Origin of the sequence: Syntrophotalea acetylenica, from assembly GCF_001888165.1 — a bacterium.
Classification (GTDB): domain Bacteria; phylum Desulfobacterota; class Desulfuromonadia; order Desulfuromonadales; family Syntrophotaleaceae; genus Syntrophotalea; species Syntrophotalea acetylenica.
This window is the reverse complement of the sequence record NZ_CP015455.1, coordinates 1,676,361-1,700,883: the sequence shown is the minus strand read 5'-3', so window position 1 is coordinate 1,700,883 and position 24,523 is coordinate 1,676,361. Positions and strand designations below refer to the sequence as shown.

Sequence of the window (24,523 nt, the reverse complement as noted above, 5' to 3'; positions counted from 1 at the left end):
GCGAAGGGGAGCCTACGCAGGAGGGGACAGGACGTTCCTGACGTAGTAGGCGGTTCCCGCCACTGGCCCGCAGGGCCACAGGATCAGTTTCGGGAAATCCATCACACCCCGCTTCTCTTTCGCCTGAAAATTCTCCGCATTGTTACCCTCATTCTCCGGACCTCGTCCGGACTCCTGCATTTTTTCCTGCAACCGCTGTTCGGCGATCTCGTCGGCAAACTGGTTGATACTCTTCATGATTCCGTCAAACAGGTCGTTGATGTCCATGGTCGGTGGCTCCTCGTTGTGAATTCTGATTGCTTTCCCGCTTACTTACCGGAGAGACGGAGAAAGTGTCGGGCGGCGGTTGAATTTTTTTCGTGCTGGCCTTCTGGTGGCTTATTTACCGGAGCGGTTTAAATCTGTCGGAACTCCTTCGAATTTTGAGTTGCACGCCGCATAGCAGATGTTATATTGTCGGGAAGTTTTGAATGGCCTTCGTGCGCCCGGTGGTTTCGGGTGCGCAAAAGCCCAGAAGATGAATCCGCCTTGGGAGGCTGAGCGATGAACAGACAACGTGCCCTTGCCCTGCTGAGAGATAGCAAGACGGAGCTGCAGGCCCGTTTCGGCGTGACCCGGCTGGCCCTGTTCGGCTCCACCGCCCGTGATACGGCGAGTAGCGGCAGCGATGTCGATGTGCTGGTGGCTTTCGACGGCCAGGCCACCTCCAAGCGCTATTTTGGCGTGCAGTTTTACCTGGAGGACCTGCTCGGCTGTCCGGTCGACCTTGTCACCGAAAAGGCCCTGCGACCGGAGATGCGTCCCTATATCGAACAGGAGCGGGTCAACCTCTGAGATTCATGCCTCACGCGAAGACGCGAATGCGCGAAGGGATATCGAGGAAGTGGCCGCGATGGTAGTCGATGCGGCATTGCAACTTCACCGTGATCTCGGGCCGGGGTTGCTGGAATCGGCCTATGAGGCGATTCTGTCCAAAATGTTGGAAAAGCGTGGCCTGTCTGTCGAGAGGCAGAAGCCGGTTCCTATTCAGTATCAGGGTGTTTCACTCGATGAAGGTTTTAGGCTGGGTTTGCTGGTCGATGGTCAGCTGATCGTTGAGCTGAAATCAGTCGAAAACATCCACCCGGTTCATCCCAAACAGCTACTGACCTACCTGCGCCTGATGAACCTGCCCCTCGGACTGCTCATCAACTTTGGCGCATCACTTCTGAAGAATGGCCTGCAACGCGTCGCCAACAAACACATCAACTTCGCGTCTTCGCGCCTTCGCGTGCACCAACAGGAGGATCAGCCATGAAGCCCGGCAGCGTCAAGATCGTCGACCGCGTCTCCGCCGTCGAGGCGATCAAGCGGTTGAAGGAGGAAGATCTGCTCTTTCTCAACCGGCTGATCGTCGAGCGGCTCAAGCTCATTTCCCAAGCCCGCGCCACCACGTTGATGACCAGCTTCACCAGGGGCGATCGAGTCGGCTTCCAATCCCCTGACGGCCGGATGCTGGAAGGCAGGGTGCTGCGCCTTAACAAGAAGACCATCAGCGTCGCCACGGACGATGGCCACCAGTGGAACGTCGCGCCCGGCCTGCTGCGCCTGGTTCAATCAGCGGGAGATGTCCAATGGCCATGATCCGCCAACCCGAAAACTTTCCTGAAACGGTCAAGGAGGTGCGGCGGCAGTTGGCGCTCTCCCAGGAGGAGTTGGCCCACGCCCTCGGGGTGAGCTTCGCCACGGTCAACCGCTGGGAGAACGGCAAAACCATTCCCTCGAAGCTGGCGCAGCGGCAGTTCGAGCAGTTTTGTGTGCAGAAAAAGAAAAAGGGGGAGCTAATCTAATGGTTTTCACTGAGAAGGCCGCCAGGTCAAAGTTCTCTTTTGGCAGGAGTTTGAATATGGAAAAGCAACGATCACTACAGGACTTAGCCGATATTGTCCGAATATTCTGCGAAGCCCGCGACTGGGATCAGTTCCACGGCCCTAAGGATCTGGCCATCGGTGTTATTACCGAGGCGTCGGAGTTGTTAGAGCATTTTCGCTTTCAAACGGACGAACAGGCGATGGCGTTGCTGGACAACCAGCAGGTCAAAGGTGATATTGAGGATGAGCTGGCCGATGTCCTCTTTTTCTTGCTGCGGTTTTCCCAAAGGTTTGAGGTTGATCTGACCAAAGCTCTACTTCGGAAGATCGAAAAGAGTGAGAAGAAATATCCTGTAGAAAAGGCGAAAGGGAAAAACACCAAGTACACGAAGTTGTAGATCAATATCTGCATTCCGAGGGGCCAACATTGATCGTTTATTCCGCTACAAAAGCTAGGTTCAAAGAAGATGTCATGACCAATGACATCGGCGGCATTATCTTTGACGCATTCCGGAATGCAACAGGGAGAAGCACCGGTAGAGCAGAAATCGAGTCGTGGATGCACTCGCTGCAGTATATGGATCGAGTGCTCAATGACGACGAGATCCCCCATGATGCAGGCGTCGCCATCGAGTACCACCTCCCGCAGACCTCAAAACGTATCGACTTTATCCTGACCGGGAGGGGCAGAGACCAGCGTGAATCGGCCGTCCTCGTAGAACTGAAACAGTGGCAGAAGACGGAATTAACTCAAAGTGACGCAGTCGTCATCACCCGGTTCAAGCATGGCTCTACCGAGGTCCTCCATCCCTCCTACCAAGCCTGGTCTTACAAGCGTCTTCTTGAAGATTTTAACCAGACCGTTCAGGAAGAACAAATAGGGCTCTTCCCATGTGCCTATCTGCACAACTACGATGACGATGGCGTGATCACCCATCCCTTCTACAGCGATCACATCAAACGTGCCCCGATCTTCCTCAAGCCCGATGCCCTGAAACTCCAGCAGTTCATTAAGACCCACGTCAAATACGGCGATTCGACCCGGATCATGTACCGGATCGAACACGGGAAGATTAAACCTTCCAAGAAACTGGCCGACGAACTAGCGTCGATGCTTAAAGGGAACCGGGAATTCGTTTTGATCGATGACCAGAAAGTGGTGTTCGAGAAGGCGAAACGACTGGCAGAGCAGGCTTCCGAGCATACCAAAAAGGTCTTGATCGTCGAGGGTGGACCAGGCACTGGCAAGTCGGTTTTGGCGATCAACCTCCTTGTGGCGCTCACGGAACGGGAATTCGTTGTCCAGTACGTCTCCCGAAACTCGGCCCCCCGGCTCGTATATGAGGCAAAGCTCATCGGTCATTTCCGGAAGACGCATATTTCCAACATGTTCTCCGGTTCCGGCTCATACCACGCAGTTGCGCCCAATGCGTTCGATTGCCTTATTGTGGACGAGGCGCATCGCTTGAACGAGAAATCCGGCATGTTCAGCCACCTGGGTGAAAACCAGATCAAGGAGATCATCAATGCCAGCAAATTGAGTGTGTTCTTCATCGATGAAGACCAGAAGGTCACGTTGAAAGATATTGGCGACAAAGAAGCGATCCGCAACTGGGCAAAGAAGCTTGGGGCTGAAGTTGTCGAGATGAGTCTGGAGTCCCAGTTCCGCTGCAACGGCTCCAACGGCTACCTGGCTTGGCTCGACAACAACCTGCAGATCCGGAGGACGGCCAACGAAGTCCTGGATATCCGTGAATATGATTTTCGCATCATCGACACCCCATCAGAGTTACACGACCTCATAAAGGCCAAGAACAAAAACAACAAGGCACGGATGGTAGCCGGCTACTGCTGGGACTGGATCAGCAAGAAGAAACCGCTGCTGAAGGACATCGTAATCGGAGACTACAAGGCGACTTGGAACCTGGAAACGGACGGACAGGCGTGGATCATCAAACCCGACTCCGTCAGCGAGGTGGGGTGCATCCACACCTGCCAGGGATTAGAGGTGGACTACATAGGCGTCATCGTTGGCCCGGACTTTGTTGTTCGTGAAGGTAAAGTAGAGACCCGGCCAGCCGAGCGTTCGAAAATGGATAAATCGATCCAGGGGTGGAAGAAACTGGTCAAGGAAGTTCCTGATGGGGGAGTATTAAGGATCGATGCCATCATAAAAAATACTTACCGTACCCTCATGACCCGTGGACAGAAAGGGTGTTACGTCTATTTTGTCGATGACGAAACGCGCAGGTACTTCGCTGAGCGGCTGCAATTTGGACCAGCAGCAGAGTCGATAATCGAGAAATCGATTCTGCCTTCACACGAAGAAGCTGTGGACCTGCCGTTTCGCCGGCTGGGTTCGGAAGAAGCAAGGCCTTATGTGAATTGTGTGCCACTCTACGACCTCAAGGTCGCCGCCGGAGGTTTCAGCAACGAGCAGCAGATGGACGGGTGCGACTGGGTGGAGCTGCCGGAAGAATTCCGGCCACGGAAGGGACTGTTTGTGGCTCAAGTGGTTGGGGAGTCGATGAACCGGCGCATCCCGTACGGCGCATGGTGCCTGTTCCGTGAAGAAAAAGGGGGCTCACGGAACGGCAAGGTCGTCCTGGCTTCGCACCGGGAGATTGCCGACACCGATACCAGTTGCCACTACACCGTCAAGATTTATGAAAGCACCAAGGAGATTCAGGATGATGGCACGTGGCGGCACACGTCGATCATTCTTCGACCGGACAGTTATCTTCCGGGCTATGAGCCGATTGTTTTGAATGAGGAGCAGGCGGACGATTTGCGGGTGATTGGGGAGTTGGTGGCTGTGCTTGGGTGAACCTTTAGCGTCACGCCTGCATGGGAAAGTTTCGAGTGATTCGTCACCATACAGATAGCGCAAATTCAAGTATGCAAGGATATATCAGCCGTTCCGTACCATTACCCCCCAGATGCTGAACCGAGTTGTTGCTATCAGCGAGGGATTTCAACAATGGAAGAGATGGAAGGGAAGAAGATAATGCCCACCTGCTGGATCATCGCCGGACCCAACGGCGCAGGTAAAACCACTTTCGCCCTGGAGTATCTGCCCCAGGTGGCGGGCTGCACTCATTTCATCAACGCAGACTTGATCGCCGCCGGTCTCTCGCCACTCGCACCGGAGCGGGAGTTGCTGGCTGCCAGCCGTCTCTTTCTGCGGGAGATCGAGCAGCGCATCGCCGCCCGCGAGGATTTCGCCTTTGAAACCACTCTGGCGGGGCGCACCTACCTGCGCCTAGTCGAGCGGCTGCATACCGACGGCTGGCGGGTGGAGCTGATCTTTCTGGCCCTGCCGAGTTTCGAGATGTCCAAGCTGCGCGTGGCCGAACGAGTCGCCCACGGCGGGCACAACATTCCGGTGGCGGATATCGAGCGGCGTTTTCCACGCAGCCTGAGCCATCTGCTGAACGACTTCAGCCACCGGGTCGATAGCTGCACCTGCTTCATGAACGACGGGGAAAGCCCGGTGCTGGTCTTTGAACAGCGCCGTAGTGAGCGTGAGATTGTGCATGATGACTACTATCAGCTTCTGCTTGAGGAGGCCCAAGGATGAACACAAAACGCAAAAGCACGCCCTCCCCGGAAGGGCAGCGACAGTTGGAAACACTCCGCCAGGCCGTCGGCAAGACGCTGGAGAAGAAACGGCGTTTGGGTCAGTACGCCGTCACCTGGCAAGATGGCAAGCCCGTCGTTAAGGGCGAGGATGCACCGGGCTCGAACGACAACGCCCAGTGAAGGGTGTGACTATGAATGTCTACCAGCCACCCTACACCATCACCGCCGATATCCTTAACCGGGTCGCCGCGATCAGCGAGGCCATCGGGCGGCTGACCGTGCTCACCGATCAGGCGAGAGCATTGCGGCTGCGGCACATTAATCGCATCCGCACCATTCGCGGTTCGCTGGCCATCGAAGGCAACACCCTGAGCGAGGCGCAGATCACCGCGATTCTGGAGGGCAAACGGGTCATCGCCCCGCCCCGCGAGGTGCAGGAGGTGAAAAACGCCCTGGCTGCCTACGACCGTTTCGACACCTGGAAACCCTCATCGGAAAAGGATCTGCTGGAAGCGCACCGGATTCTGATGTCCGGTCTGATCGACGAGGCAGGAGTGTATCGGCACGGCGGCGTTGGCGTGATGGCAGGCCAGCAGGTGATTCACATGGCCCCGCCCGCCGACCGGGTGCCTCATCTGAAGAGTGACCTGTTCGACTGGCTGGCCGCCACTGACGCCCATCCGCTCATCGCCAGCTCGGTCTTTCACTACGAATTCGAATTCATCCACCCCTTCGCCGACGGCAACGGCCGCATGGGTCGGCTGTGGCAGAGCCTGATCCTGGCCCGCTGGAATCCCCTGTTCGCCGATATCCCGGTGGAAAGCCTGATCTTTGAGAATCAGGCCGAGTACTACCAGGCTATTCAAGAAAGCACCCACAAGACCGACTCCGCGCCCTTCATCGCCTTCATGCTGCGGATGATCCTGGATACGGTGACCAGCACAGCCCCCCAAGTCAGCCCTCAAGTCACCCCCCAAGTCGGCGAGCTGCTGGCGGCGATCCGGGGCGAGATGGGCCGCGAGGCACTGCAATCCGCCCTGGGGCTTTCGGACCGCAAATCCTTCCGCGAGCGCTACCTCAAACCGGCCCTGGCCGACGGCCTGATCGAAATGACCATTCCCGACAAGCCCAACAGCCGCTTGCAGAAATACAGCCTCACCGACAAGGGTCGCCAGTGGCTTGTGCAGCATGGCGATGGATAAAACCGGGGGGAAGATATGGCACTGGACTACGTTACTTTAGAGCTGCTCCGCCAGAACCACCCTGCGTGGCGGTTGTTGTGCGCACATTACGCGCCGCTGGTGGCCGGTTTTCTGCACCGGGTGTTCATCGTGCCCAATGTCCGCAATTTGTCTCAGGCAGACCTGGCCGAGGCGTTAGAAGATGAGCTTTTCGCTCTGCGTGAGCAGCTGGGGGCTGAGGCCTTTCCCGGAACCGCGCAAAGCTATCTCAACGACTGGGCCGAAAACGACAAGGGGTGGCTGCGGAAATTTTATCTTGTCGGGACGGACGAACCGCACTTTGACCTGACTCCCGCGACGGAAAAGGCCTTGGCCTGGCTGGAAGGTCTGACCGAGCGCGCCTTTGTCGGTACGGAATCCCGCTTGCTGACTCTGTTCGAGCTGCTGCGGCAGATGAGTGAAGGGAGCCAGACTGACCCACAAGTACGCATCGCCGAACTGCAAAAACGCCGCAACGATATCGACGCGGAGATCGCCCGCATTCTGGCGGGTGATATTCCGCTTCTGGACGATACCGGTCTGAAGGATCGCTTTCAACAGTTTTTGCAGCTGGCTCGGGAGCTGCTGACCGACTTTCGCGAGGTGGAGCACAATTTTCGCACGCTTGACCGACGGGTGCGCGAACGCATTGCCCTTTGGGAGGGAGCAAAAGGGGCACTGCTCGAAGAGATCATGGGCGAGCGCGATGCCATCGCCGATTCAGATCAGGGGAAGAGCTTTCGCTCCTTCTGGGATTTTCTGATGTCCCAGTCCCGTCAGGAAGAATTGACCCACCTGTTGGAACAGGTTTTGTCCCTTCCGCCGATCCAGTCCATGCATCCCGAAACTCGTCTGCAGCGCGTACATTACGACTGGCTGGAAGCAGGTGAACACACCCAGCGGACGGTGGCGAAGCTTTCCGAGCAGCTGCGGCGATTTCTCGATGATCAGGCCTGGCTGGAGAACCGCCGCATCATGGACATCCTGCACAGCGTCGAAAACCATGCGCTGGCGTTGCGCGAGGAGTTTCCATCGGGGGATTTCATGCGTTTGGCCGAGACCTCCGCAACGGTTGAACTTCCCCTGGAGCGACCTCTCTATCGGCCGCCGCTCAAGCCCCTCATTGACGAGATGGCGTTGGACGAAGGGGATGCGGATGTGGATACGGCGGCTCTCTATGCCCAAGTGGTGGTTGACCGGGCCGAGTTGACCCGGAATATTCGGCAGGAACTCCAGGGGCGCAGCCAGATCAGCCTCGCAGAAGTGGTGACTCGCCATCCGTTGCGTCACGGTTTGGCCGAACTGGTTGCCTATCTGCAGCTGGCCGGAGAATGGCCCAAAACGGCCGTGGACGATGAGGTGCAGGAACAGGTGAGCTGGCAGCTGGAAACTGGCGTCATGCGCCAGGCGACCTTGCCGCGTATTATTTTGCTGAGGGACCGATGATGATTGTCGCCGATACCAACCCCAGCCATTCGACTAAGCCGACCCACGAACTCTCGTCCGTGGTGGTGCCTCTGCTCAAGGGGGTGCTCTATCAGGAGGATAACCCGGGATTGTGGGGCTCGCTGCTGAATTTGCAAGCGAGCGTTCGGGATTACGTCGCGGTTCTTGGTCTGGATCTGATGCTCGACGAGGCGGAAGGCTACGCTTTTTTACGTTCCCGGCAGGATGAGGACAGTCAGGCTGTCATGCCGCGCCTGGTTGCCCGGCGGCAGCTCTCCTATCAGGTCAGTTTGCTGCTTGCGCTCTTGCGGAAAAAATTGGCCGAGTTCGACGCTGGTGGCGGCGATACGCGTCTGATTCTTTCCCGGGATGAAGTGGTGGAATTGATCCGGATTTTTCTACCGGCGGGCAGCAACGAGGTGAAACTCATCGATCAGGTCGATGCTACCTTGAACAGGATTGCCGAGCTCGGCTTTATCCGCCGCTTGCGTGGGCAGGGGCAGATGATTGAGGTGCGGCGCATTATTAAGGCGTTTGTCGATGCGCAGTGGCTCGCCGATTTTGACCAACGATTGGCGGAATATCGACAGCAGCTTGCGCAACCGCTGGAGGGGATGGATGGCTGAAGCGCTCGAATTGGAATTCATGGCAGATGACCGGCTGGCCGGTTTTCGCCTGCAACGACTCGAGGTTTTTAACTGGGGAACCTTTGACGGGAGGGTCTGGACTCTGCGTCTAGGCGGAAAAAACGGTCTTCTCACCGGGGATATCGGTTCCGGAAAATCGACCTTGGTCGACGCCGTCACCACCCTGCTGGTGCCGAGTCATCGAGTTGCCTACAACAAGGCGGCCGGGGCCGACAGCCGCGAACGTTCGCTTAAGTCCTATGTGCTCGGGTTTTACAAGTCGGAGCGGCAGGAAACCCTGGGCAGCGCCAAGCCGGTCGCACTGCGCGACTTCAACAGTTATTCGGTGATCCTCGGCGTTTTCCATAACGCTGGCTACAACAAGACAGTCACCTTGGCGCAGGTCTTCTGGATGAAAGAGGCCAATACGCAACCGGCTCGTCTGTATGCGGTCTGTGAACGCGATCTGTCCATTTCGGCAGATTTTTCCGGATTCGGCAGCGAGATGGTCGGTCTTCGCAAACAGCTGCGGTCAGGTGGTGTCGAGTTGTTCGACAGCTTTCCGCCCTACGGTTCCTGGTTCCGCCGTCGTTTCGGCATTGATAACGAACAGGCGTTGGATCTATTCCACCAGACCGTGTCGCTCAAGTCGGTCGGCAACCTGACCGACTTCGTGCGCAGCCACATGCTTGAGCCCTTTGATGTCGCGCCACGTATCTCCGCCCTGATCGGCCACTTCGAGGATCTCAACCGAGCTCACGAGGCGGTTCTCAAGGCCAAACGCCAGGTGGAGATGCTTACGCCTCTGGTGGCCGATTGCGAGCGACATCGGGAGTTGGCGCAGACGGCGGATAATCTGCGAGCTTGCCGTGATGCCCTGCGGCCATGGTTCGCCACCCTGAAACTCGATCTCCTGGAGAAACGACTCACCTCGCTGAATGAAGAGTTGACCCGGCATCAAGTCGCCACCCTGCGGCTGGAGGAGCAGCGTCGTGCCCAGCAGGGGCAGGAGCGTGAACTGCGCCGTACCATCGCGGAAAATGGTGGTGACCGTATTGAAAGCATCGGTCAGGAGATTCTTCAAAAACAGGATGAACTGGAACGTAGGAAGCTGAAAGCATCCCGCTATGAGAAGCTGGTACGCGCCTTGGGGCAATCCCCCGCCGCGACTGGAGAAGAATTTCTGCGTCAACGGTCTGAAGCCGCCAAGTGGCGCGAAACGACAGAAGAAACCGAAGTTCGTACACAGAACGATCTCAATGAGGCAGGCGTCTTGTTCAAACAGGGAAAGGATGAATACGATCAGCTGCAAACTGAAATCACGGGGTTGAAAGCCCGGGTTAGCAATATCGACGAAAAACAGATTGCCATGCGGCGTTCCCTCTGTCAGGCGCTTGCTCTTTCCGAAGAGGAAATGCCGTTTGCCGGTGAATTGCTGCAGGTGCGCGAGGACGAGCGTGACTGGGAAGGCGCCATCGAAAGGCTGCTTCACGGCTTTGGCTTGTCTCTGCTGGTTCCGGATCGGCATTACGCCAAGGTGGCGCAGTGGGTTGACCAAACCCACCTGCGGGGGAGGCTGGTTTATTTCCGGGTGCGGGAAGGGGTGCGGGGCGAGTTGCCATTGCTCCATCCCGACTCACTGGTGCGCAAGCTGCAAGTCAAGCCCGATTCGCCCTTTTATGACTGGATCGAACGGGAGGTGGCCCACCGTTTTGATCTGGCCTGCTGTGAGAACCAGGATCAATTTCGCCGCGAGACCCGTGCCATTACCAGGGCCGGACAGATCAAAGCTCCCGGGGAGCGGCATGAAAAGGATGACCGGCATCGAATAGATGATCGCCGGCGTTATGTCCTTGGTTGGAGCAACGTCGAAAAAATCGCTGCGTTGGAAAAAGTCGCCAAGCGGCAGGAAATACATCTTGCCGACCTTGCCGATCGCATCAGCACGCTGCAGAAGGAACAGACCGCCTCCAAGGAGCGCCTCTCGGTCCTCTCGAAGCTGGGTGAGTATACCGACTTTCGTGATCTCGACTGGAAACCCGTGGCGGTTGTCATTGCCAGGTTGGAAGCCGAGAAACGTGAGCTGGAAGCGGCCTCCGATCTGCTCAAGACTCTGACGTCACAATTGGCCGCGCTCGAAGGGGAGTTGAAAGAAACGGAGATTCAGCTTGATGGACGGAAAGATAAACGTTCGAAAACCGAACAAAAAATCAGTGCTGCGCAAGAGCTGCAGCAACAAGCCCAAGCTCTTTTAGCTGAAATAACAGAAGATATTGTTCAGAGATTTGACCTACTGGAAGCGATGCGTGAGGAGGCGCTTGGTGGTCAAATGCTGACAGTCGAATCTTGCGACAATCGCGAGCGCGACATGCGTGACTGGCTGCAGGCCAGGATCGACGCTGAAGATTCGAAGATCAAGCGCCTGTCCGAAAAGATCGTTAAGGCCATGACTGAATATAAAGGGATGTGGAAGCTGGAGACAGGAGATGTCGATGCCAACCTGGCTGCCGCTTCCGAATACAGATCCATGCTGGATCAACTGCAGGCCGATGACTTGCCCCGGTTTGAAGGACGTTTCAAGGAACTCCTGAACGAGAACACCATCCGAGAGGTGGCGAATTTTCAATCCCAGCTGGCACGCGAACGGGAAACCATCAAGGAGCGCATCGCCCGGATCAACGAATCGCTCACCCAGATTGATTACAACCCGGGCCGTTATATCAGTCTCGAAGCACAGATGAATCTCGACGCCGACATCCGTGATTTCCAGACCGAGTTGCGTACCTGTACCGAAGGTGCGCTCACCGGCTCGGAGGATGTGCAGTATTCGGAGGCAAAATTCCTCCTGGTGAAGCGAATCATTGAGCGGTTCCGGGGACGGGATGAACACTCGGATATGGATCGGCGCTGGACGGCCAAGGTGACCGATGTGCGCAACTGGTTCGTATTCGCCGCCAGTGAACGCTGGCGTGAGGACAACGCCGAGCATGAGCATTATGCGGATTCGGGTGGTAAATCGGGTGGCCAGAAGGAGAAGCTCGCCTACACCGTCCTGGCCGCCAGCCTAGCCTATCAATTTGGTCTGGAATGGGGTGAGGTACGCTCCCGTTCCTTCCGTTTCGTGGTGATCGACGAGGCGTTCGGGCGCGGTTCCGATGAATCGGCCCAGTATGGCTTGCAGTTGTTCGCGCAGCTCAATCTGCAACTGCTGATCGTCACGCCGTTGCAGAAAATCCATATCATCGAGCCTTTTGTCGCCGGTGTCGGGTTTGTGCACAATGAAGACGGCCGCAACTCTGTCCTGCGCAACCTGAGCATTGAGGAATATCGGGCCGAGAAGCAAAGGATGCAAGGATGAGGTGGACGACCTCGGCTGATCTCAAAACTCAGGTGCAAAAGCTTTGGGATCGCGGTTTGCTGCTCGCCTCAGTGGCTGGCGAAGAGTCGCTCTTCCCTCGGCGTCTGACCCTCAAAGGCCCTGACTCCCGTGAACTGAGCGAACGGTTTCCCGAGGTGCGGGATTGGATCGCCCAATTGTCCTCAGCCGCCGGTCCCTATCGAATTGAATGGCGCAGCGTCAACCATCGCGTTCTTGGAAACAATGAAATCCCGGCGGCAATCTGGATCGACCAGCTTTCGGACGCTCTTGGACTTCTCGGTAAACGCCGGGCAGCAGATCAGTTTGCTGCGCTGGTTGAACTGACCAGAGACAAACAGCCTGAATTGCTCCCCTGGCTGACAAGGCGGCCGCTACGTGCCTTGGAGTTGGCCGAAGACTGGCCGCGATTATTGGATATTGTCGGCTGGTTGGCGAAACATCCCCGCCCCGCGATTTATCTGCGTCAGATCGATCTGCCGGGTGTCCATACCAAGTTGGTTGAAAGGCATCGCAGCGTTCTGGCGGAATTGCTCGATCTCGTGCTGCCGGAGGATTCTATTGATAGGAATCACACGGGCGTCGGCGGGTTCTGTCGTCGTTATGGTTTTCTGGATAAACCGTCACGGGTGCGTTTTCGGATGCTGGACTCGAATGTCCGGCTGCTGCCAGTGGAAGCCGATCAGGATATCACCCTGACACAGGCAGCCTTCGCTTCACTTGTTTTGCCGGTATCGAAAGTGTTCATCACTGAAAATGAGATCAATTTCCTGGCTTTTCCGGCTGTCCCTGATGCGATGGTGATCTTTGGGGCGGGATACGGATTTGACAGTCTCGCAGCCGCATCCTGGCTGCACGAAAAGGAAATCTACTATTGGGGGGACATCGATACCCACGGTTTTGCTATTCTCAATCAATTGCGCGGGTTCTTGCCTCATGTCGTGTCTTTTCTCATGGACCTGCAGACACTCCATGCCCACAGGACACTCTGGGGAGTTGAAACGCAGCCTGAAACAGGAACTCTTACGCGGTTGAACTCCGAGGAAAGCGCTCTTTTTGATCAGTTGCGCCAGAACCATTGGGGGGAGCGAGTTCGCCTCGAGCAGGAGAGGATTGGGTTTAACTTTCTGCGTGATGTTCTCCAGGGGCTATGAATCGCAACTGTCAACGAATTCTTAACAGTTCAACGGTGTCGTTTTTTGTCTAAATTTCTGTCTCTGGAACAACCGAAAGGCGACTCATGCCCCTTGCCTTTATTGCCGTAATCTTTGGTTTGGCGCTTCTTGTCTGGAGCGCTGACCGCTTTGTGGAGGGATCGGCCTCCACCGCTCGCCATTTCGGCATGCCGCCGCTCTTGATCGGCATGGTGATTGTTGGGTTCGGTACATCTGCGCCGGAGATGGTGGTGTCGGCACTGGCCGCCTCGCAGGGCAATCCGGGCATCGCGCTGGGGAACGCCTACGGCTCGAACATCACCAACATCGCCCTGATCCTGGGGGTGACGGCCTTGATCAGCCCCATCGCCGTCCATTCGCAGGTTCTGCGCAGGGAACTGCCCATCCTCACGGTGGTGACCGCCCTGGCGGCCTGGCAACTCTGGGATGGCAAAATCACCCGGCTTGATGCCAACGTGTTGCTGACCGTGTTCGGCGGCCTGATGGCCTGGACCATCTGGCAGGGGTTGCGGAAAAAGGAGGATGCGCTGGGAAGCGAGATGGAGCAGGAACTGGACGTTCGCGCCATGCCCATCCGCCGTGCGGTCTTCTGGCTGGTGGTGGGGCTGGCGCTTTTGATTGTCAGCTCCCGCATCCTGGTCTGGGGCGCGGTGGAGATCGCTCATGGGTTCGGGGTCAGCGACCTGATCATCGGCCTGACCATCGTTGCGGTCGGCACCTCGCTACCGGAACTGGCCTCTTCAATCATTGCAGCCAGAAAGGGCGAACACGATATTGGTCTCGGTAATATTCTCGGCTCCAACCTGTTCAACACCCTGGCGGTGGTGGGGATCGCCGGTACGATTCATCCGCTGGCGGTGGGGCCGGAAGTCTTCAATCGGGACATGCTGGTCATGGCCGCACTGACCCTGTCGCTATTCGTGATCGGCTATGGATTCCGGGGACCAGGACGTATCAACCGCATCGAGGGCGCGGTGCTGCTGGTCTGTTACATGGGCTATACGGTCTACCTGATCAGCACGGTTTTTGGCGGGCAGGCATAGGCCAATTCGATTCCGTTTTAATCATCACGAAGATTTCAAAGCGCAGATCAAAGAAGCACATGGTCGCAAACGAAGCTTCTGGTCAAAATATGAGGTGAAGAAATGAACGAGCGATTTTATCTGCTGAAAATACAGCTGCTTGACATCGAACCATCAATCTGGCGTCGTTTTGTTGTGCCCGCCAGCATCACGTTGGACCGGCTGCACGATGTCATCCAGATTGTCATGGGCTGGACCGACAGCCATCTGCACGAGTTTACCATCGGGAACAAACGATACACGGAATACCCTGAATCGAAAGAAGACGGGCTGGCATGCGGCAGGTATCGTCTCGGGGATCTGATCAAGCAGAAAGGGCGCACTTTCCGCTATCTGTATGATTTCGGAGACGGCTGGGAGCATGAACTTGTTCTTGAGGAAAGCCGCTATTTCAATCCTGAACTGAGAACTGAACTGGCCTGCCTTGATGGTCAGCGAGCCTGCCCACCAGAAGATTTGGGCGGGGTGCCCGGTTACTTCGAATTCTTAAATGCCCTGAAAGATCCGAACCACGAGGAACACGAAAGCTATACGGAATGGTCCGGGGGCAACTTTGACAGTGAGCGATTTGATGCCGAATCGATCAACTGGGAGTTGATGAAATACCTCCGCTGGTCTCGGGACAGGTTTCAACGCTGGGGAGGAATCGAATGAAAAAAAATAAGGATAAAGAAATACAGAAGCCTCATAAAAAAGAGACGGCCATTGTTCGCTCCTCGGCAGCCGAATATCTGACCTTTGTCGCGGCTGGGGGAGGATCGGAAGCCAGCGTGGAAATGCGCTACGAGGACGAAAATATCTGGCTGACCCAGAAGATGATGGCGACCCTCTACGATGTTTCGGTGCCCGCCATCAACCAGCACCTGAAGCGCATTTTTGCCGACAATGAACTGACGAGGGAGGCAACTGTTAAGCGATACTTAATAGTTCAAACCGAGGGCAGCCGGGAAGTTCGGCGCGAGGTTGAGCACTACAACCTCCAGGCCATCATCGCCATCGGTTTCAAGATCGAGAATGAGCGGGCGGTGCAGTTTCGCAAATGGGCCAACCAGATCGTCAAGGATTACACCATCCAGGGCTGGACCATGGATGTGGAACGCCTCAAACGCGGCGGCAACCTGACGGATGAGTTCTTTGAGCGCCAACTGGAAAAAATCCGGGAGATCCGGCTTTCCGAGCGCAAGTTCTACCAGAAGATCACCGACATCTACGCCACCGCGCTTGATTACGACCGGACCGCCACGGCCACCAAGCGGTTTTTCGCCGCCGTGCAGAACAAGATGCACTACGCCATCCACGGTCAGACAGCGGCGGAGGTGATTGTAGTCCGCGCCGATCACCGCAAGGAAAACATGGGCCTGACCCATTGGGAAGGTGCGCCCCACGGGAAAATCCATCAATACGATGTCGCCATCGCCAAGAACTATCTCTCCGAGTTCGAACTGGCCCAGATGCAGCGCATCGTCTCCGCCTACCTCGACATGGCCGAGCTTCAGGCCATGCGCAAAATCCCCATGACCATGGAAGACTGGGAAAAACGGTTGGCGGGCTTCCTGAAACTCTGGGACCGGGAGATTCTTCAGGACGCTGGAAAGGTATCTGCCGAGCTGGCCAAAACCCATGCCGAAAGCGAATACGAAAAATACCGCATCGTGCAGGACCGGTTGTTTGAAAGTGATTTCGACCGAATGGTAAAGCAGATCGAATCCGCCGGAGAGGAAAAAACGGAGGAAGAATAAGGCGGCCACTTGGGGGCTGACTTGAGGGGTGACTTGGGGGGGTGAAACTTGCGACAAACTCGCGACACGGCTTGCGACATGCCCTCGCTCACCGATCAAGTACCGACCAGGTAACCGATCAAGTAAATTTCTGGAAGTAAGTTTATGACGCATCCTGCGTTCCAACGCTATATCGGCATCGACTACTCCGGCGCGGAAACCCCGGATTCCAGTCTGAAGGGACTTCGGGTTTACGAGGCGAGCCGCGAGTCTATGCCGGTGGAAGTGGAGCCGCCGCCAAGCCCCCGCAAGTACTGGACCCGGCGCGGCCTGGCGGAATGGCTGGCGGAGCAGCTATCCGAGGATGTGCCGACCATCGTTGGTATCGACCACGGTTTTTCCTTTCCCCTGCGGTATTTCGAGGTTCACCACCTGGAGCCGGATTGGCCGACCTTCCTTGATGATTTCCAGAAGCACTGGCCGACCGATGCCGAACATACCTACGTCGATTTCATTCGCCACGGTTCAAGGGGCGAGGGCGAGGCCCGTTCCGGCAGCGCCCGCTGGCGGCGGATAACCGAGGAGCGGGCCGGGGCTAAGTCGGTCTTTCACTTCGACGTACCCGGTTCGGTGGCCAAATCGACCCATGCCGGATTGCCCTGGCTTCGGTATCTGCGCAATCAGCTCTGTGAGCGGGTCCACTTCTGGCCCTTCGACGGCTGGGAAATTCCTGCGGGTAAATCCGCGCTGGTGGAGGTCTACCCGTCCCTATGGAGCAAGAGCACTCCACGGGAGGACCGTACGCCCGACCAGCACGATGCCTACGTTGCTGCAGCCTGGCTGCGGCAGGTGGATACGGATGGCAGCCTCGGCAAATTTCTCAAGCCGGACATGCTTCCCGGTGAATACCCCGTTGCCCAAGTCGAAGGATGGATTCTCGGCGTGATGTGACGCGATAGATTATTTTAGGAAGCAGCACGAATCTAAAATAAGACGAGCCGCTATTTTAGGTTCGTGAGTCCATCTCCAACAGAAACCGCCAGACCGGCACCACCTGGATGGTGCCGAAGCCCACGGGGATAGTCTCATCGGTGCGCCAGGTGACGATGGTCCCCTCCGCCACCGCCAGCTCGACCATAGCTTCGGAGAGGGAGCGAATTTCGCTCTGCCTGACGCGGTGATCGGCCAGGGAGGCGCAAACCTGAACCAGCAGTATGGTTCGTTTTTGTCCCGGCACTGACGGCAGCAGCGCGACAAGATCCACCTCCCGGTCCGTCTTGGTTTTGAAATAGAAAATCTCAGGGGTCACCCGGCGCAGCTTGGTGAACAACAGATTCTTCAGCAGGCTGTTGCGGCTGCTGAGGATGCCGGAGCTGACCGAGGATACCATGGCGTGGTCGGTAGAGTAGGCATTACAGGGATTGACGCTGATGCGGATCGACGAGTTGGAAAAGATGTTCACGCTGAACAGCAGCCCGGCATCCTCGAACGCGACGAGCCAATCGACCACCGAGCTTTTGCGCACCCGGTGACCGAGGGATTTCAGGTAGCCGGTCAGGTGGCTGACGACATAGAAAGAGCCGGTGTTGTCCACCAGCCAGTGGGCCAGATCGATCACCGCCCGAGGGTGGGAGATGTTGTGGCGGCCGATGTTGGTGTTCCAGTTGGTCTGAGGGATCTTGATGCTCTGCAATTGGTCGAGGCCGTTCGCGCCGGGGAAGCCGCCGACCTGCCAATAGTCCTCGAACGCCTTCTGGATGGTCAGCCGCTGTTTGGTGGATAAGGGACCGGCGCTCTCGATGCCCTTGCCGTCGAGGAACTCTGTGAACAAAACATGGCCCGGTGCTCCCAGTTCACTTTGGCAACCGCTGTCATTCATGCTTGGCGTGCCGGAAAAAGCAAATGGTTTGTTGAACCGGCAGGCGATTCTGTTCGATTTCATTCGATTCCGCTTTCGGGAACCGAACCGCCGTCCGAAATCTTTTCGGGAAACAATCCCGCTTTGCAGAAAACAGGCACGGATGTTACATAGGAGGAAGCGCTGTTTACGCCGCTTTCCGATCGTGCCAGACGACGATGCCGCTGTCGTTTGATTGGATCCTGCGGAAGTACGCCGGAAATCGGCGGAGATGACGTTGTTGCCCGGGCCCTGGTGGGGTCGCTGGGTGTGGTAGTAATCGAGCCAGACACGGTTGATGTGGGCCAGCTTGCCGGAGACGGTCTCTTCAGCCTGGTCGAGTTCCAGTCGACCGAGGAGATACCCCGCAGCTACCCAGATGGCGTGCGGGAACTGGCCGCTGGCGGCGCATGAAACACTATTGCCGGTCAGCCGGCGGATGATTCGGAAATGGCGCTGCTGCTAGCCCGGATACTGACAGAGCGTGGAGCCTATGATCCCGGTGCCGGGAAATCAGGAGAGAAATACGTTTCTCTGGTCAGGTTGCCGGGAAGTGGTTGTACGAGATGATTTCGGTTTTTATTACCACGGAGTTACAGGGCGCGGAGGCTTTAAGACTGTTTTGTGCCAGGTCGACGCACCCTCCATTTCTCGGCGTTATGCGCTTGTGTGCTGTGAAGCCTATCGTGGAAAGTGTCCCGTTCAGCCTGAAAGCGAACGCAACCCGGCAATCGGTTAGGCTTTTCATGGATGGTTCTTGTTTTTAAATGAGTCGCAGGTTAGTTTATGCGGTGTGGCCGCGCGTAAGATTCACACGACAGCATATCGAGACATCAAAATCGATGAATAAAAAATCCGAAATGCACAGAGCGGAGCAGGGTCGTCTGGAAAAACGCTCATTCCTGACGACACTGGTGCTGGTGAGCGTGCTCTTCCTGATTTTGCTCAAGCCATTTTGGGGGGCGATTTTCTGGGCATGCATCATCGGCCTGATTTTTTCACCTTTGTACCGCCGTTTGCTGGCAGCAGGCCGGCCCAAACCCAATGTGGCCGCATTGACAACGCTTCTGGCTTGTCTGGTGATAGGCATCGTTCCCGCACTGTTTGTGATTGGCTCGTTTATCCAGGAAGGCGTCAGTTTCTACCGGCGTCTGCAGAGCGGCGATTTCGATATTGGCGCCCGCATCGAACAAATACAGACGGCGTTTCCGGCGATCAGGCATTTTTTCGAGCGTCTCAATCTGGACTTCAACAGTGTCCAGACGCAACTTTCCGATGCGTTTCTCGGTGCCAGCGGCTATCTTGCCCAGAATGCCATTGAATTCGGGCAGGGCACGCTGCAGTTTTTCATCAATCTCGGCCTGATGCTTTATGTAGCGTTTTTCATGCTTCGCGATGGCGAGAAACTGGTGGGCCTGCTCGTGCGCGCCTTGCCGTTGGGGGACGAGCGGGAACATCTGCTTATCGCCAAGTTTGCCGAGGTCGTGCGTGCGACCGTCAAGGGTAATCTGTTGGTTGCCACCGTTCAGGGAATGCTGGGAGGCTTCATATTCTGGGTTCTCGATATCCGGGGTGCTCTGCTTTGGGGCGTGGTGATGACGCTGCTTTCCTTGATTCCGGTTGTTGGCGCCGGGTTGATCTGGGGGCCGGTCGCCATTTATCTGTTTGCTGTTGGTGCATGGCCTCAGGGACTGATTCTTGCCGCATTCGGTGCGTTTGTTATCGGTTTGGCCGACAATATCCTGCGGCCGCTTCTGGTGGGTCGGGATACAAAGCTGCCGGATTATGTCGTGCTGCTTTCAACCCTCGGCGGCTTTGCGTTGTTCGGCATAAACGGTTTTGTGCTCGGGCCCTTGGTAGCCGCACTGTTTATTGCGTTCTGGGAAATTTTCATGCGGGAGTTCAATAGGCCGCAGTCCGGCACATCGAAAGAGGATGCCCCGTAACAGGCGGTTTTGCTGATTCAGAGAACTCCCGCTCCCATTTAGGGAAACGCTCTGGAAAGGGCGGATTTTTAATGGGTCCAATCGATGATCCGGATTTGGTCACCGACTTTTTTGGCAATCGCTTCCCGCATGATTTCAAAGTGTGGGCATGGAACGCCTATGGGGTTTCCCTTTGAAATACAGGAAGCCAGAACGATGGCTTCGGCGCCCCGGTCCACCATCAACTTCGCCCTCTGGACGGCACGTTTTCCAGGGCACCCGCCGCAACTGACAAAGCCGATGATTTCGCAGGGTCCGATTTCCGCGAAGGCCATTTTGCCCGTGGCGGCGACTTTGAAATCCGTGTTGCCAGGGCACATGTCTTCCGTTTGCTGACATCTGATGATCCCGACTTTCATTTCCGATCTCCTTTATTTTGACGTATCCTCGGGTGCGCTGGGGTTCGTCTCTCACTCGCAATAATTTGTCACCTTCGAACCAGGCAACGAGCGCGTACATCCACCGTTTTCGTGAATCAATATAAGCAACGGGGGGATAAGGTTCAACTGCAATCTGAGGTTCAACTGCAATCTGAAAAGGGGAATGCCATGGGTTTCGATAATGATATTGCCATTCGTGTCGCGGGGCTTGCCAAACGCTTTGGTGTGGTTCAGGCGCTCGCCGGAGTCGATTTCAACGTGCGCAGCGGTGAATTGTATGGCTTCCTGGGGCCCAATGGCGCCGGCAAGACCACGACCATCAACATTCTTACCGGCCTGGCGCGTGCGGATGCCGGTACGATCCACATCGGCGGCATCGATTGTTCGAACAATCCGCGTGCCGCCCAACGTCTTGTCGGGGTGGTTCCTGATGAGAGCAATCTTTATGCGGAACTGAGCGGTTTTGACAATCTGTGTTTCTGCGCGGCCCTGTACGGCATGGCCAAACCGGAACGCCGGGCGAGGGCGCTCCGGTTGCTGGAAATTTTCGATCTGGTGAAAGCGGCCGATCGCAAGTTCGGCACATATTCCAAAGGCATGAAGCGCAAGTTGACCATTGCCGCCGGCATCATTCACCGGCCCGCAATCCTGTTTCTGGACGAGCCCACCACCGGCATCGATGTTGGCAGCGCCCGGCAGTTGCGTCGGTTGATCGCGGAGTTGAACCAACAGGGAACCACTATTTTTCTGACCACCCATTACATCGAGGAAGCGGAGCGACTCTGCGACCGCATCGCTTTTATCACCGGCGGCCGGATCGTCAAGGTCGATACGGTTGACAACCTGTTGCAACCGGTCCGGGCCAAACATGTCCTGCAGATATCCTTGAACTCGGATTCGGACGTGGGCAATCTTGCGGATGATCTGGCCCGGGCGTTTCCCGGCCTGCAATTTTTCTGTTCGCAGTCCCGTGTTATTCGCGTGGAAGCCACCGTCCCTGTGCATGTCGGCCCCCTGGTACGCTTTCTGGAGGAAAAAGAAGCCGAAGTGTCGGAAGTCCGGAAAATCAGGCCGAGCCTCGAAGACGTATTTGTGGAGGTCACCGGCATCGGCGCCGATGCCATGGGCAGGGAAAAGGAGAAAAAAGGAGGTGGGCAATGAAACTCTGGATTGCTTTCTGGAATATCCTGCTCAAGGATTTTCGAACCTATTACCTCAAGCCGCCCAACCTCAGCTGGGGGATCATTTTTCCCATTGCCTGGACAGGTATGTTTTTTATCAAATCAGGCAGGGGGGTGGAGAGTATCTTGTCCGTGCTCCCGGGCGTGGTTGGGCTGTCCATCCTCTTCGGTACCACGTCCTTGCTGTCGGTGACTGTTACTTTTGAAAAGAAAAACCACTCTTTCGAACGGTTGCTGCTGGCGCCCATTCCGCTGGAATTGCTGATGTTGGCCAAAACCTCCGGCGCCATTCTGTTCGGTTTTTTCAATGCCTTTGTACCGGTCGTCATGGCGGCCTTCTGGGTCGATTTGAGCGGCATGCGGTGGGGCGTGTTCGTGGCGGCCGTATTTCTTCTGTCGGTGGCTTCGACTTTTCTGGGGCTTTTTATCGCAGTGGCAGTAAGCGAGGTTTTCGAGGCGCAGACCTTTTCCAATTTTTTCCGTTTTCCGATGCTTTTTCTGTGCGGGCTGTTTTTCCCGATCAGCACGCTTCCGGTGTTTTTACGACCGCTTTCCTATCTGTTGCCTTTGACTTACGGAGCGGCCATGTTGCATGGCTCGGTGCGCGGCGAGTTTATCATGCCGGTGTTTTTGGCCATGACCGTTCTGGCGGCATTCTGTGTCGGCCTGTTTTTGCTGAGCCTTTACAGTATTCAAAGGCGCTGGATTGCCTGACCTTCTGTTGCGTACCGGAAACAAAACCCCCGTTACGTCGCCGCAAACGGGGGGTTTGTTTCGAAACCCGGAAATTGTTATGCCAGGGCATTTTTTTGAAGGTACTCCCTGACGGACCCGGTGTCGGCATCGATGAGTTCGCAGCGTTTTTCCTTTTTGTCAAGATCGCGGAAAACCGGCGGCAGTACGGGATCCTGGCCGATGGCTTCTCTGACCGCATCGCCGAATTTTGCCGGATGGGCCGTTGCCAGGCATACCAGCGGTACTTCGCCGCCAGTCAGTTCTTTTCCGACCTTGACGCCGACGGCGGTGTGCGGATCGAGGATGTAGCCCGTCGCGGCATGGAAGGCGCGAATGGTGTCGAGAGTTTCCTGGCGGGTGGCGGAACCGGCCATGAAATCCCGGCCGACGCAAGCCAGTTCCTCGGCCGTGAATTCCAGACGGCCTGTTGCCGCCAGCCGGGACATGGCATCATTGACACGGCCCGGATTCTGGCCGTAAAGGTAAAACAGGTAGCGTTCAAAATTACTGGCCAGCTGAATATCCATGGATGGCGAAGGGGTCGGCACCACCTGGGCGGTCGAATAATCGCCCTGGTTGATGAAGCGCGTCAGGATGTCGTTTTCGTTGGTGGCGAGAATCAGCCGGCGGATGGGCAGCCCCATGCGCTTGGCGATATAGCCGGCGAAGATATCGCCGAAGTTGCCGGTTGGAACCGAAAAGTAGACTTCCTCGCAGCTTGTGGCGCGTTGAACGCGTCCAAAGGCGTAAAAATAATAGACGACCTGCGCGAGCACCCTGGCCCAATTGATCGAATTGATCGCGCCAAGGGCCATGCGGCTCTTGAACGCCAGATCGCCGAAGATTTCCTTGACGATGCGCTGACCGTCGTCAAAGGTGCCGCGAATCGCGAGATTGAAGACGTTGGGGTCGGTAACGGTGGTCATCTGCAGTTCCTGAATCGGCGAAACCCTTTGATGAGGATGCAGGATGAAGATGTTGATGTTCTGCTTGCCCCGTACGCCGTAAATGGCCGCGCTCCCGGTGTCTCCGGAGGTGGCGCCGAGGATGTTCATGTGCGCGCCGCGTTCCTTGAGAAGGTATTCGAACATGTTGCCGAGAAACTGCAGCGCGACGTCCTTGAAGGCCAGGGTCGGACCGTGAAACAGCTCCAGCACATAGATGCCGTCCTTGTGGACGACCGGCGTTACTTCGTCGTGATCAAAGGCCTGGTAGGATCTGTCGATAAGATGTTTCAGGTCCGCTGCGGGGATACTTCCGGCGAACAGCGAAATAATGCGAAACGCCAGATCCGGATAGGCCATTCTGGTCAATGCGGCGATGTCGCCTCGGCTCAGGGCCGGGATTTGCTGCGGCAAAAGCAGCCCGCCATCGTCCGCCAGGCCCATCATCACGGCGTCTTTGAAGTCCAGGCCGCTGATTCGGCCGCGCGTGCTCATGTACTGCATGGGAGTCTCCTACTTCGTGCTGACGACAAAATCACGAGCCGCCAGCGTTTTTTTATGGACATTGTATAGTTTCAGCACCAAACCGCAGACGCGCCACTATAGCAGCAAAGGTTCGAAAATAAAAGAGCGCAGCCGCGGGCCGGACGCTTTTGATCTGGTAATATTGATGAAATGTATTATGCCGGAAAGATCAACGGATAGGGATTGACAGCCCTGGTTGCAGGCTGTAGAAATGGGCAAAGTTTCCCATCCGTGCAGGTGTCTTCCACCTGCAAAAGGGCAATAAGGTCATGGTCAGAATCGGCGTACTTTCCGACACGCACCTGCGGCACGCCTTGAGCGGTGCCGGTTTTCTGGATACCATCGAAAAAACCGTGTTCCGGGATGTCGGGATGATTCTTCACGCCGGGGATCTGGTCGATCCCTCGGTGCTCTGCGCCTTTTACCCCCGAACGGTGCATGCCGTACGGGGCAATATGGACCCTGCCGATGTCTGCCTGCCGCTGCGCAAGGTGTTCGAGGTTGCCGGATACCGGTTCGGCATGATGCATGGCTGGGGGGCGCCGGACGGACTTGCGGAGCGCATCCTGCAGGAATTTTCCGGAGATTCTCTTGACTGCCTGGTCTACGGGCATTCCCATATGCCGGACTGCCGGCATCTGGGGAGGCTTTTGCTGTTCAATCCCGGCAGTGCCATCAGTCCGCGGGGAGGCCATCGGGCCAGTGTCGGCATACTGGAAGTCGACGGTTCCGGCATTCGCGGGAAGATTCTGCCAATCGACGAGCATTGTTTTGGACCTGAAAGGGTGAAAAGGGGATAAC

Annotated in this window: 26 protein-coding genes; 22 read left to right on the top strand and 4 right to left on the bottom strand. The window is 56.5% G+C overall.

What is annotated here, in order from left to right; all coding sequences use genetic code 11:
* Positions 1-12: 12 nt before the first annotated feature.
* Positions 13-267 carry a hypothetical protein gene (locus A6070_RS07830; protein WP_201257955.1) on the bottom strand — a complete coding sequence of 85 codons (255 nt, stop codon included), beginning with the start codon at positions 265-267 and terminating at the stop codon, positions 13-15.
* A 276-nt stretch (positions 268-543) separates the two neighbouring features.
* On the opposite strand from A6070_RS07830, the gene A6070_RS07825 reads away from it, so the two are divergent.
* The 17 genes from A6070_RS07825 (at position 544) to A6070_RS07745 (ending at position 17,026) form a co-directional block, all read left to right on the top strand.
* Positions 544-834: a nucleotidyltransferase family protein gene (locus A6070_RS07825; RefSeq protein ID WP_072287787.1), complete on the top strand. Its 291-nt coding sequence runs from the start codon at positions 544-546 to the stop codon at positions 832-834.
* 58 nt (positions 835-892) lie between these two features.
* Positions 893-1,297, top strand: coding sequence for a GxxExxY protein (locus tag A6070_RS07820; protein WP_072287786.1), 405 nt, complete (start codon positions 893-895; stop codon positions 1,295-1,297).
* Positions 1,294-1,623, top strand: a complete 330-nt coding sequence (locus A6070_RS07815; protein WP_034621716.1) for a hypothetical protein — start codon at positions 1,294-1,296, stop codon at positions 1,621-1,623. Before A6070_RS07820 ends, A6070_RS07815 begins: the two co-directional genes overlap by 4 nt.
* Complete coding sequence (locus tag A6070_RS07810; protein WP_027370107.1) at positions 1,620-1,829, top strand: helix-turn-helix domain-containing protein; 210 nt, start codon at positions 1,620-1,622, stop codon at positions 1,827-1,829. Before A6070_RS07815 ends, A6070_RS07810 begins: the two co-directional genes overlap by 4 nt.
* Positions 1,830-1,885: 56 nt before the next feature.
* Complete coding sequence (locus A6070_RS07805; RefSeq protein WP_072288192.1) at positions 1,886-2,248, top strand: nucleotide pyrophosphohydrolase; 363 nt, start codon at positions 1,886-1,888, stop codon at positions 2,246-2,248.
* A gap of 29 nt (positions 2,249-2,277) precedes the next feature.
* Positions 2,278-4,677 (top strand): DNA/RNA helicase domain-containing protein, encoded by a 2,400-nt coding sequence (locus tag A6070_RS07800; RefSeq protein WP_027370105.1) that lies wholly within the window; start codon positions 2,278-2,280, stop codon positions 4,675-4,677.
* A 180-nt stretch (positions 4,678-4,857) separates the two neighbouring features.
* Positions 4,858-5,430, top strand: coding sequence for an AAA family ATPase (locus tag A6070_RS07795; RefSeq protein ID WP_027370104.1), 573 nt, complete (start codon positions 4,858-4,860; stop codon positions 5,428-5,430).
* Complete coding sequence (locus tag A6070_RS07790) at positions 5,427-5,612, top strand: hypothetical protein (RefSeq protein ID WP_027370103.1); 186 nt, start codon at positions 5,427-5,429, stop codon at positions 5,610-5,612. The genes A6070_RS07795 and A6070_RS07790 overlap by 4 nt, the downstream gene beginning before the upstream one ends.
* An 11-nt stretch (positions 5,613-5,623) precedes the next feature.
* Complete coding sequence (locus A6070_RS07785) at positions 5,624-6,634, top strand: Fic family protein (RefSeq protein ID WP_072287785.1); 1,011 nt, start codon at positions 5,624-5,626, stop codon at positions 6,632-6,634.
* Positions 6,635-6,649: 15 nt separating this feature from the next.
* Positions 6,650-8,098, top strand: coding sequence for a DUF3375 domain-containing protein (locus A6070_RS07780; protein ID WP_027370101.1), 1,449 nt, complete (start codon positions 6,650-6,652; stop codon positions 8,096-8,098).
* Positions 8,095-8,724 carry a DUF4194 domain-containing protein gene (locus tag A6070_RS07775; protein ID WP_027370100.1) on the top strand — a complete coding sequence of 210 codons (630 nt, stop codon included), beginning with the start codon at positions 8,095-8,097 and terminating at the stop codon, positions 8,722-8,724. The genes A6070_RS07780 and A6070_RS07775 overlap by 4 nt, the downstream gene beginning before the upstream one ends.
* Complete coding sequence (locus tag A6070_RS07770) at positions 8,717-12,082, top strand: ATP-binding protein (RefSeq protein ID WP_072287784.1); 3,366 nt, start codon at positions 8,717-8,719, stop codon at positions 12,080-12,082. The genes A6070_RS07775 and A6070_RS07770 overlap by 8 nt, the downstream gene beginning before the upstream one ends.
* A complete protein-coding gene (locus tag A6070_RS07765; RefSeq protein WP_027370097.1) occupies positions 12,079-13,254 on the top strand; it encodes a DUF3322 domain-containing protein in 1,176 nt (391 codons plus the stop codon). Before A6070_RS07770 ends, A6070_RS07765 begins: the two co-directional genes overlap by 4 nt.
* An 86-nt stretch (positions 13,255-13,340) precedes the next feature.
* Positions 13,341-14,318, top strand: a complete 978-nt coding sequence (locus tag A6070_RS07760; RefSeq protein ID WP_072287782.1) for a calcium/sodium antiporter — start codon at positions 13,341-13,343, stop codon at positions 14,316-14,318.
* Positions 14,319-14,420: 102 nt separating this feature from the next.
* Positions 14,421-15,011: a plasmid pRiA4b ORF-3 family protein gene (locus tag A6070_RS07755; protein ID WP_072287781.1), complete on the top strand. Its 591-nt coding sequence runs from the start codon at positions 14,421-14,423 to the stop codon at positions 15,009-15,011.
* The gene (locus tag A6070_RS07750; protein ID WP_072287780.1) at positions 15,008-16,096 is read left to right on the top strand and encodes a virulence RhuM family protein; all 1,089 of its coding nucleotides are present in this window, start codon (positions 15,008-15,010) and stop codon (positions 16,094-16,096) included. The genes A6070_RS07755 and A6070_RS07750 overlap by 4 nt, the downstream gene beginning before the upstream one ends.
* Before the next feature lie 144 nt (positions 16,097-16,240).
* Positions 16,241-17,026 (top strand): hypothetical protein, encoded by a 786-nt coding sequence (locus A6070_RS07745; protein WP_072287779.1) that lies wholly within the window; start codon positions 16,241-16,243, stop codon positions 17,024-17,026.
* A gap of 55 nt (positions 17,027-17,081) precedes the next feature.
* Here the strand turns inward: A6070_RS07745 and A6070_RS07740 are convergent, their stop codons facing one another.
* On the bottom strand, positions 17,082-18,017 hold the full coding sequence (locus tag A6070_RS07740; protein WP_201257953.1) for an ATP-binding protein: 936 nt from the start codon (positions 18,015-18,017) through the stop codon (positions 17,082-17,084).
* A 147-nt stretch (positions 18,018-18,164) separates the two neighbouring features.
* Here A6070_RS07740 and A6070_RS07735 point away from each other — a divergent pair, with 147 nt between their 5' ends.
* Together A6070_RS07735 and A6070_RS07730 are read left to right on the top strand one after the other, a co-directional pair.
* Positions 18,165-18,386 carry a hypothetical protein gene (locus tag A6070_RS07735; protein ID WP_201257952.1) on the top strand — a complete coding sequence of 74 codons (222 nt, stop codon included), beginning with the start codon at positions 18,165-18,167 and terminating at the stop codon, positions 18,384-18,386.
* Positions 18,387-18,814: 428 nt separating this feature from the next.
* Positions 18,815-19,918, top strand: coding sequence for an AI-2E family transporter (locus A6070_RS07730; RefSeq protein WP_072287778.1), 1,104 nt, complete (start codon positions 18,815-18,817; stop codon positions 19,916-19,918).
* Positions 19,919-19,986: 68 nt separating this feature from the next.
* Here A6070_RS07730 and A6070_RS07725 read toward each other — a convergent pair whose 3' ends face one another.
* Complete coding sequence (locus A6070_RS07725) at positions 19,987-20,316, bottom strand: CGGC domain-containing protein (RefSeq protein WP_072287777.1); 330 nt, start codon at positions 20,314-20,316, stop codon at positions 19,987-19,989.
* A gap of 189 nt (positions 20,317-20,505) precedes the next feature.
* Between A6070_RS07725 and A6070_RS07720 the strand changes: the two genes are divergently transcribed.
* Both A6070_RS07720 and A6070_RS07715 read left to right on the top strand, forming a co-directional pair.
* Positions 20,506-21,498 carry an ABC transporter ATP-binding protein gene (locus A6070_RS07720; RefSeq protein ID WP_072287776.1) on the top strand — a complete coding sequence of 331 codons (993 nt, stop codon included), beginning with the start codon at positions 20,506-20,508 and terminating at the stop codon, positions 21,496-21,498.
* On the top strand, positions 21,495-22,232 hold the full coding sequence (locus tag A6070_RS07715) for an ABC transporter permease (RefSeq protein ID WP_072287775.1): 738 nt from the start codon (positions 21,495-21,497) through the stop codon (positions 22,230-22,232). Before A6070_RS07720 ends, A6070_RS07715 begins: the two co-directional genes overlap by 4 nt.
* Before the next feature lie 77 nt (positions 22,233-22,309).
* On the opposite strand, the gene thrC is transcribed toward A6070_RS07715, so the two are convergent.
* Entirely contained in the window at positions 22,310-23,701 is a 1,392-nt protein-coding gene (thrC, locus tag A6070_RS07710) for a threonine synthase (protein WP_072287774.1), read from the bottom strand.
* Positions 23,702-23,991: 290 nt separating this feature from the next.
* Between thrC and A6070_RS07705 the strand changes: the two genes are divergently transcribed.
* Entirely contained in the window at positions 23,992-24,522 is a 531-nt protein-coding gene (locus A6070_RS07705) for a metallophosphoesterase family protein (RefSeq protein WP_072287773.1), read from the top strand.
* Position 24,523 lies beyond the last annotated feature (1 nt).

Bases quoted from the DNA above. Each gene is read 5' to 3' on its own strand.
- thrC (WP_072287774.1), bottom strand. From the start codon at position 23,701: ATGCAGTACATGAGCACGCGCGGCCGAATCAGCGGCCTGGACTTCAAA.
- A6070_RS07745 (WP_072287779.1), top strand. From the start codon at position 16,241: ATGACGCATCCTGCGTTCCAACGCTATATCGGCATCGACTACTCCGGC.
- A6070_RS07830 (WP_201257955.1), bottom strand. From the start codon at position 267: ATGGACATCAACGACCTGTTTGACGGAATCATGAAGAGTATCAACCAG.
- A6070_RS07795 (WP_027370104.1), top strand. From the start codon at position 4,858: ATGCCCACCTGCTGGATCATCGCCGGACCCAACGGCGCAGGTAAAACC.
- A6070_RS07775 (WP_027370100.1), top strand. From the start codon at position 8,095: ATGATGATTGTCGCCGATACCAACCCCAGCCATTCGACTAAGCCGACC.
- A6070_RS07760 (WP_072287782.1), top strand. From the start codon at position 13,341: ATGCCCCTTGCCTTTATTGCCGTAATCTTTGGTTTGGCGCTTCTTGTC.
- A6070_RS07705 (WP_072287773.1), top strand. From the start codon at position 23,992: ATGGTCAGAATCGGCGTACTTTCCGACACGCACCTGCGGCACGCCTTG.
- A6070_RS07725 (WP_072287777.1), bottom strand. From the start codon at position 20,316: ATGAAAGTCGGGATCATCAGATGTCAGCAAACGGAAGACATGTGCCCT.
- A6070_RS07780 (WP_027370101.1), top strand. From the start codon at position 6,650: ATGGCACTGGACTACGTTACTTTAGAGCTGCTCCGCCAGAACCACCCT.
- A6070_RS07750 (WP_072287780.1), top strand. From the start codon at position 15,008: ATGAAAAAAAATAAGGATAAAGAAATACAGAAGCCTCATAAAAAAGAG.
- A6070_RS07815 (WP_034621716.1), top strand. From the start codon at position 1,294: ATGAAGCCCGGCAGCGTCAAGATCGTCGACCGCGTCTCCGCCGTCGAG.
- A6070_RS07825 (WP_072287787.1), top strand. From the start codon at position 544: ATGAACAGACAACGTGCCCTTGCCCTGCTGAGAGATAGCAAGACGGAG.
- A6070_RS07730 (WP_072287778.1), top strand. From the start codon at position 18,815: ATGAATAAAAAATCCGAAATGCACAGAGCGGAGCAGGGTCGTCTGGAA.
- A6070_RS07765 (WP_027370097.1), top strand. From the start codon at position 12,079: ATGAGGTGGACGACCTCGGCTGATCTCAAAACTCAGGTGCAAAAGCTT.
- A6070_RS07810 (WP_027370107.1), top strand. From the start codon at position 1,620: ATGATCCGCCAACCCGAAAACTTTCCTGAAACGGTCAAGGAGGTGCGG.
- A6070_RS07790 (WP_027370103.1), top strand. From the start codon at position 5,427: ATGAACACAAAACGCAAAAGCACGCCCTCCCCGGAAGGGCAGCGACAG.
- A6070_RS07740 (WP_201257953.1), bottom strand. From the start codon at position 18,017: ATGAAATCGAACAGAATCGCCTGCCGGTTCAACAAACCATTTGCTTTT.
- A6070_RS07770 (WP_072287784.1), top strand. From the start codon at position 8,717: ATGGCTGAAGCGCTCGAATTGGAATTCATGGCAGATGACCGGCTGGCC.
- A6070_RS07715 (WP_072287775.1), top strand. From the start codon at position 21,495: ATGAAACTCTGGATTGCTTTCTGGAATATCCTGCTCAAGGATTTTCGA.
- A6070_RS07720 (WP_072287776.1), top strand. From the start codon at position 20,506: ATGGGTTTCGATAATGATATTGCCATTCGTGTCGCGGGGCTTGCCAAA.
- A6070_RS07755 (WP_072287781.1), top strand. From the start codon at position 14,421: ATGAACGAGCGATTTTATCTGCTGAAAATACAGCTGCTTGACATCGAA.
- A6070_RS07820 (WP_072287786.1), top strand. From the start codon at position 893: ATGGTAGTCGATGCGGCATTGCAACTTCACCGTGATCTCGGGCCGGGG.
- A6070_RS07805 (WP_072288192.1), top strand. From the start codon at position 1,886: ATGGAAAAGCAACGATCACTACAGGACTTAGCCGATATTGTCCGAATA.
- A6070_RS07785 (WP_072287785.1), top strand. From the start codon at position 5,624: ATGAATGTCTACCAGCCACCCTACACCATCACCGCCGATATCCTTAAC.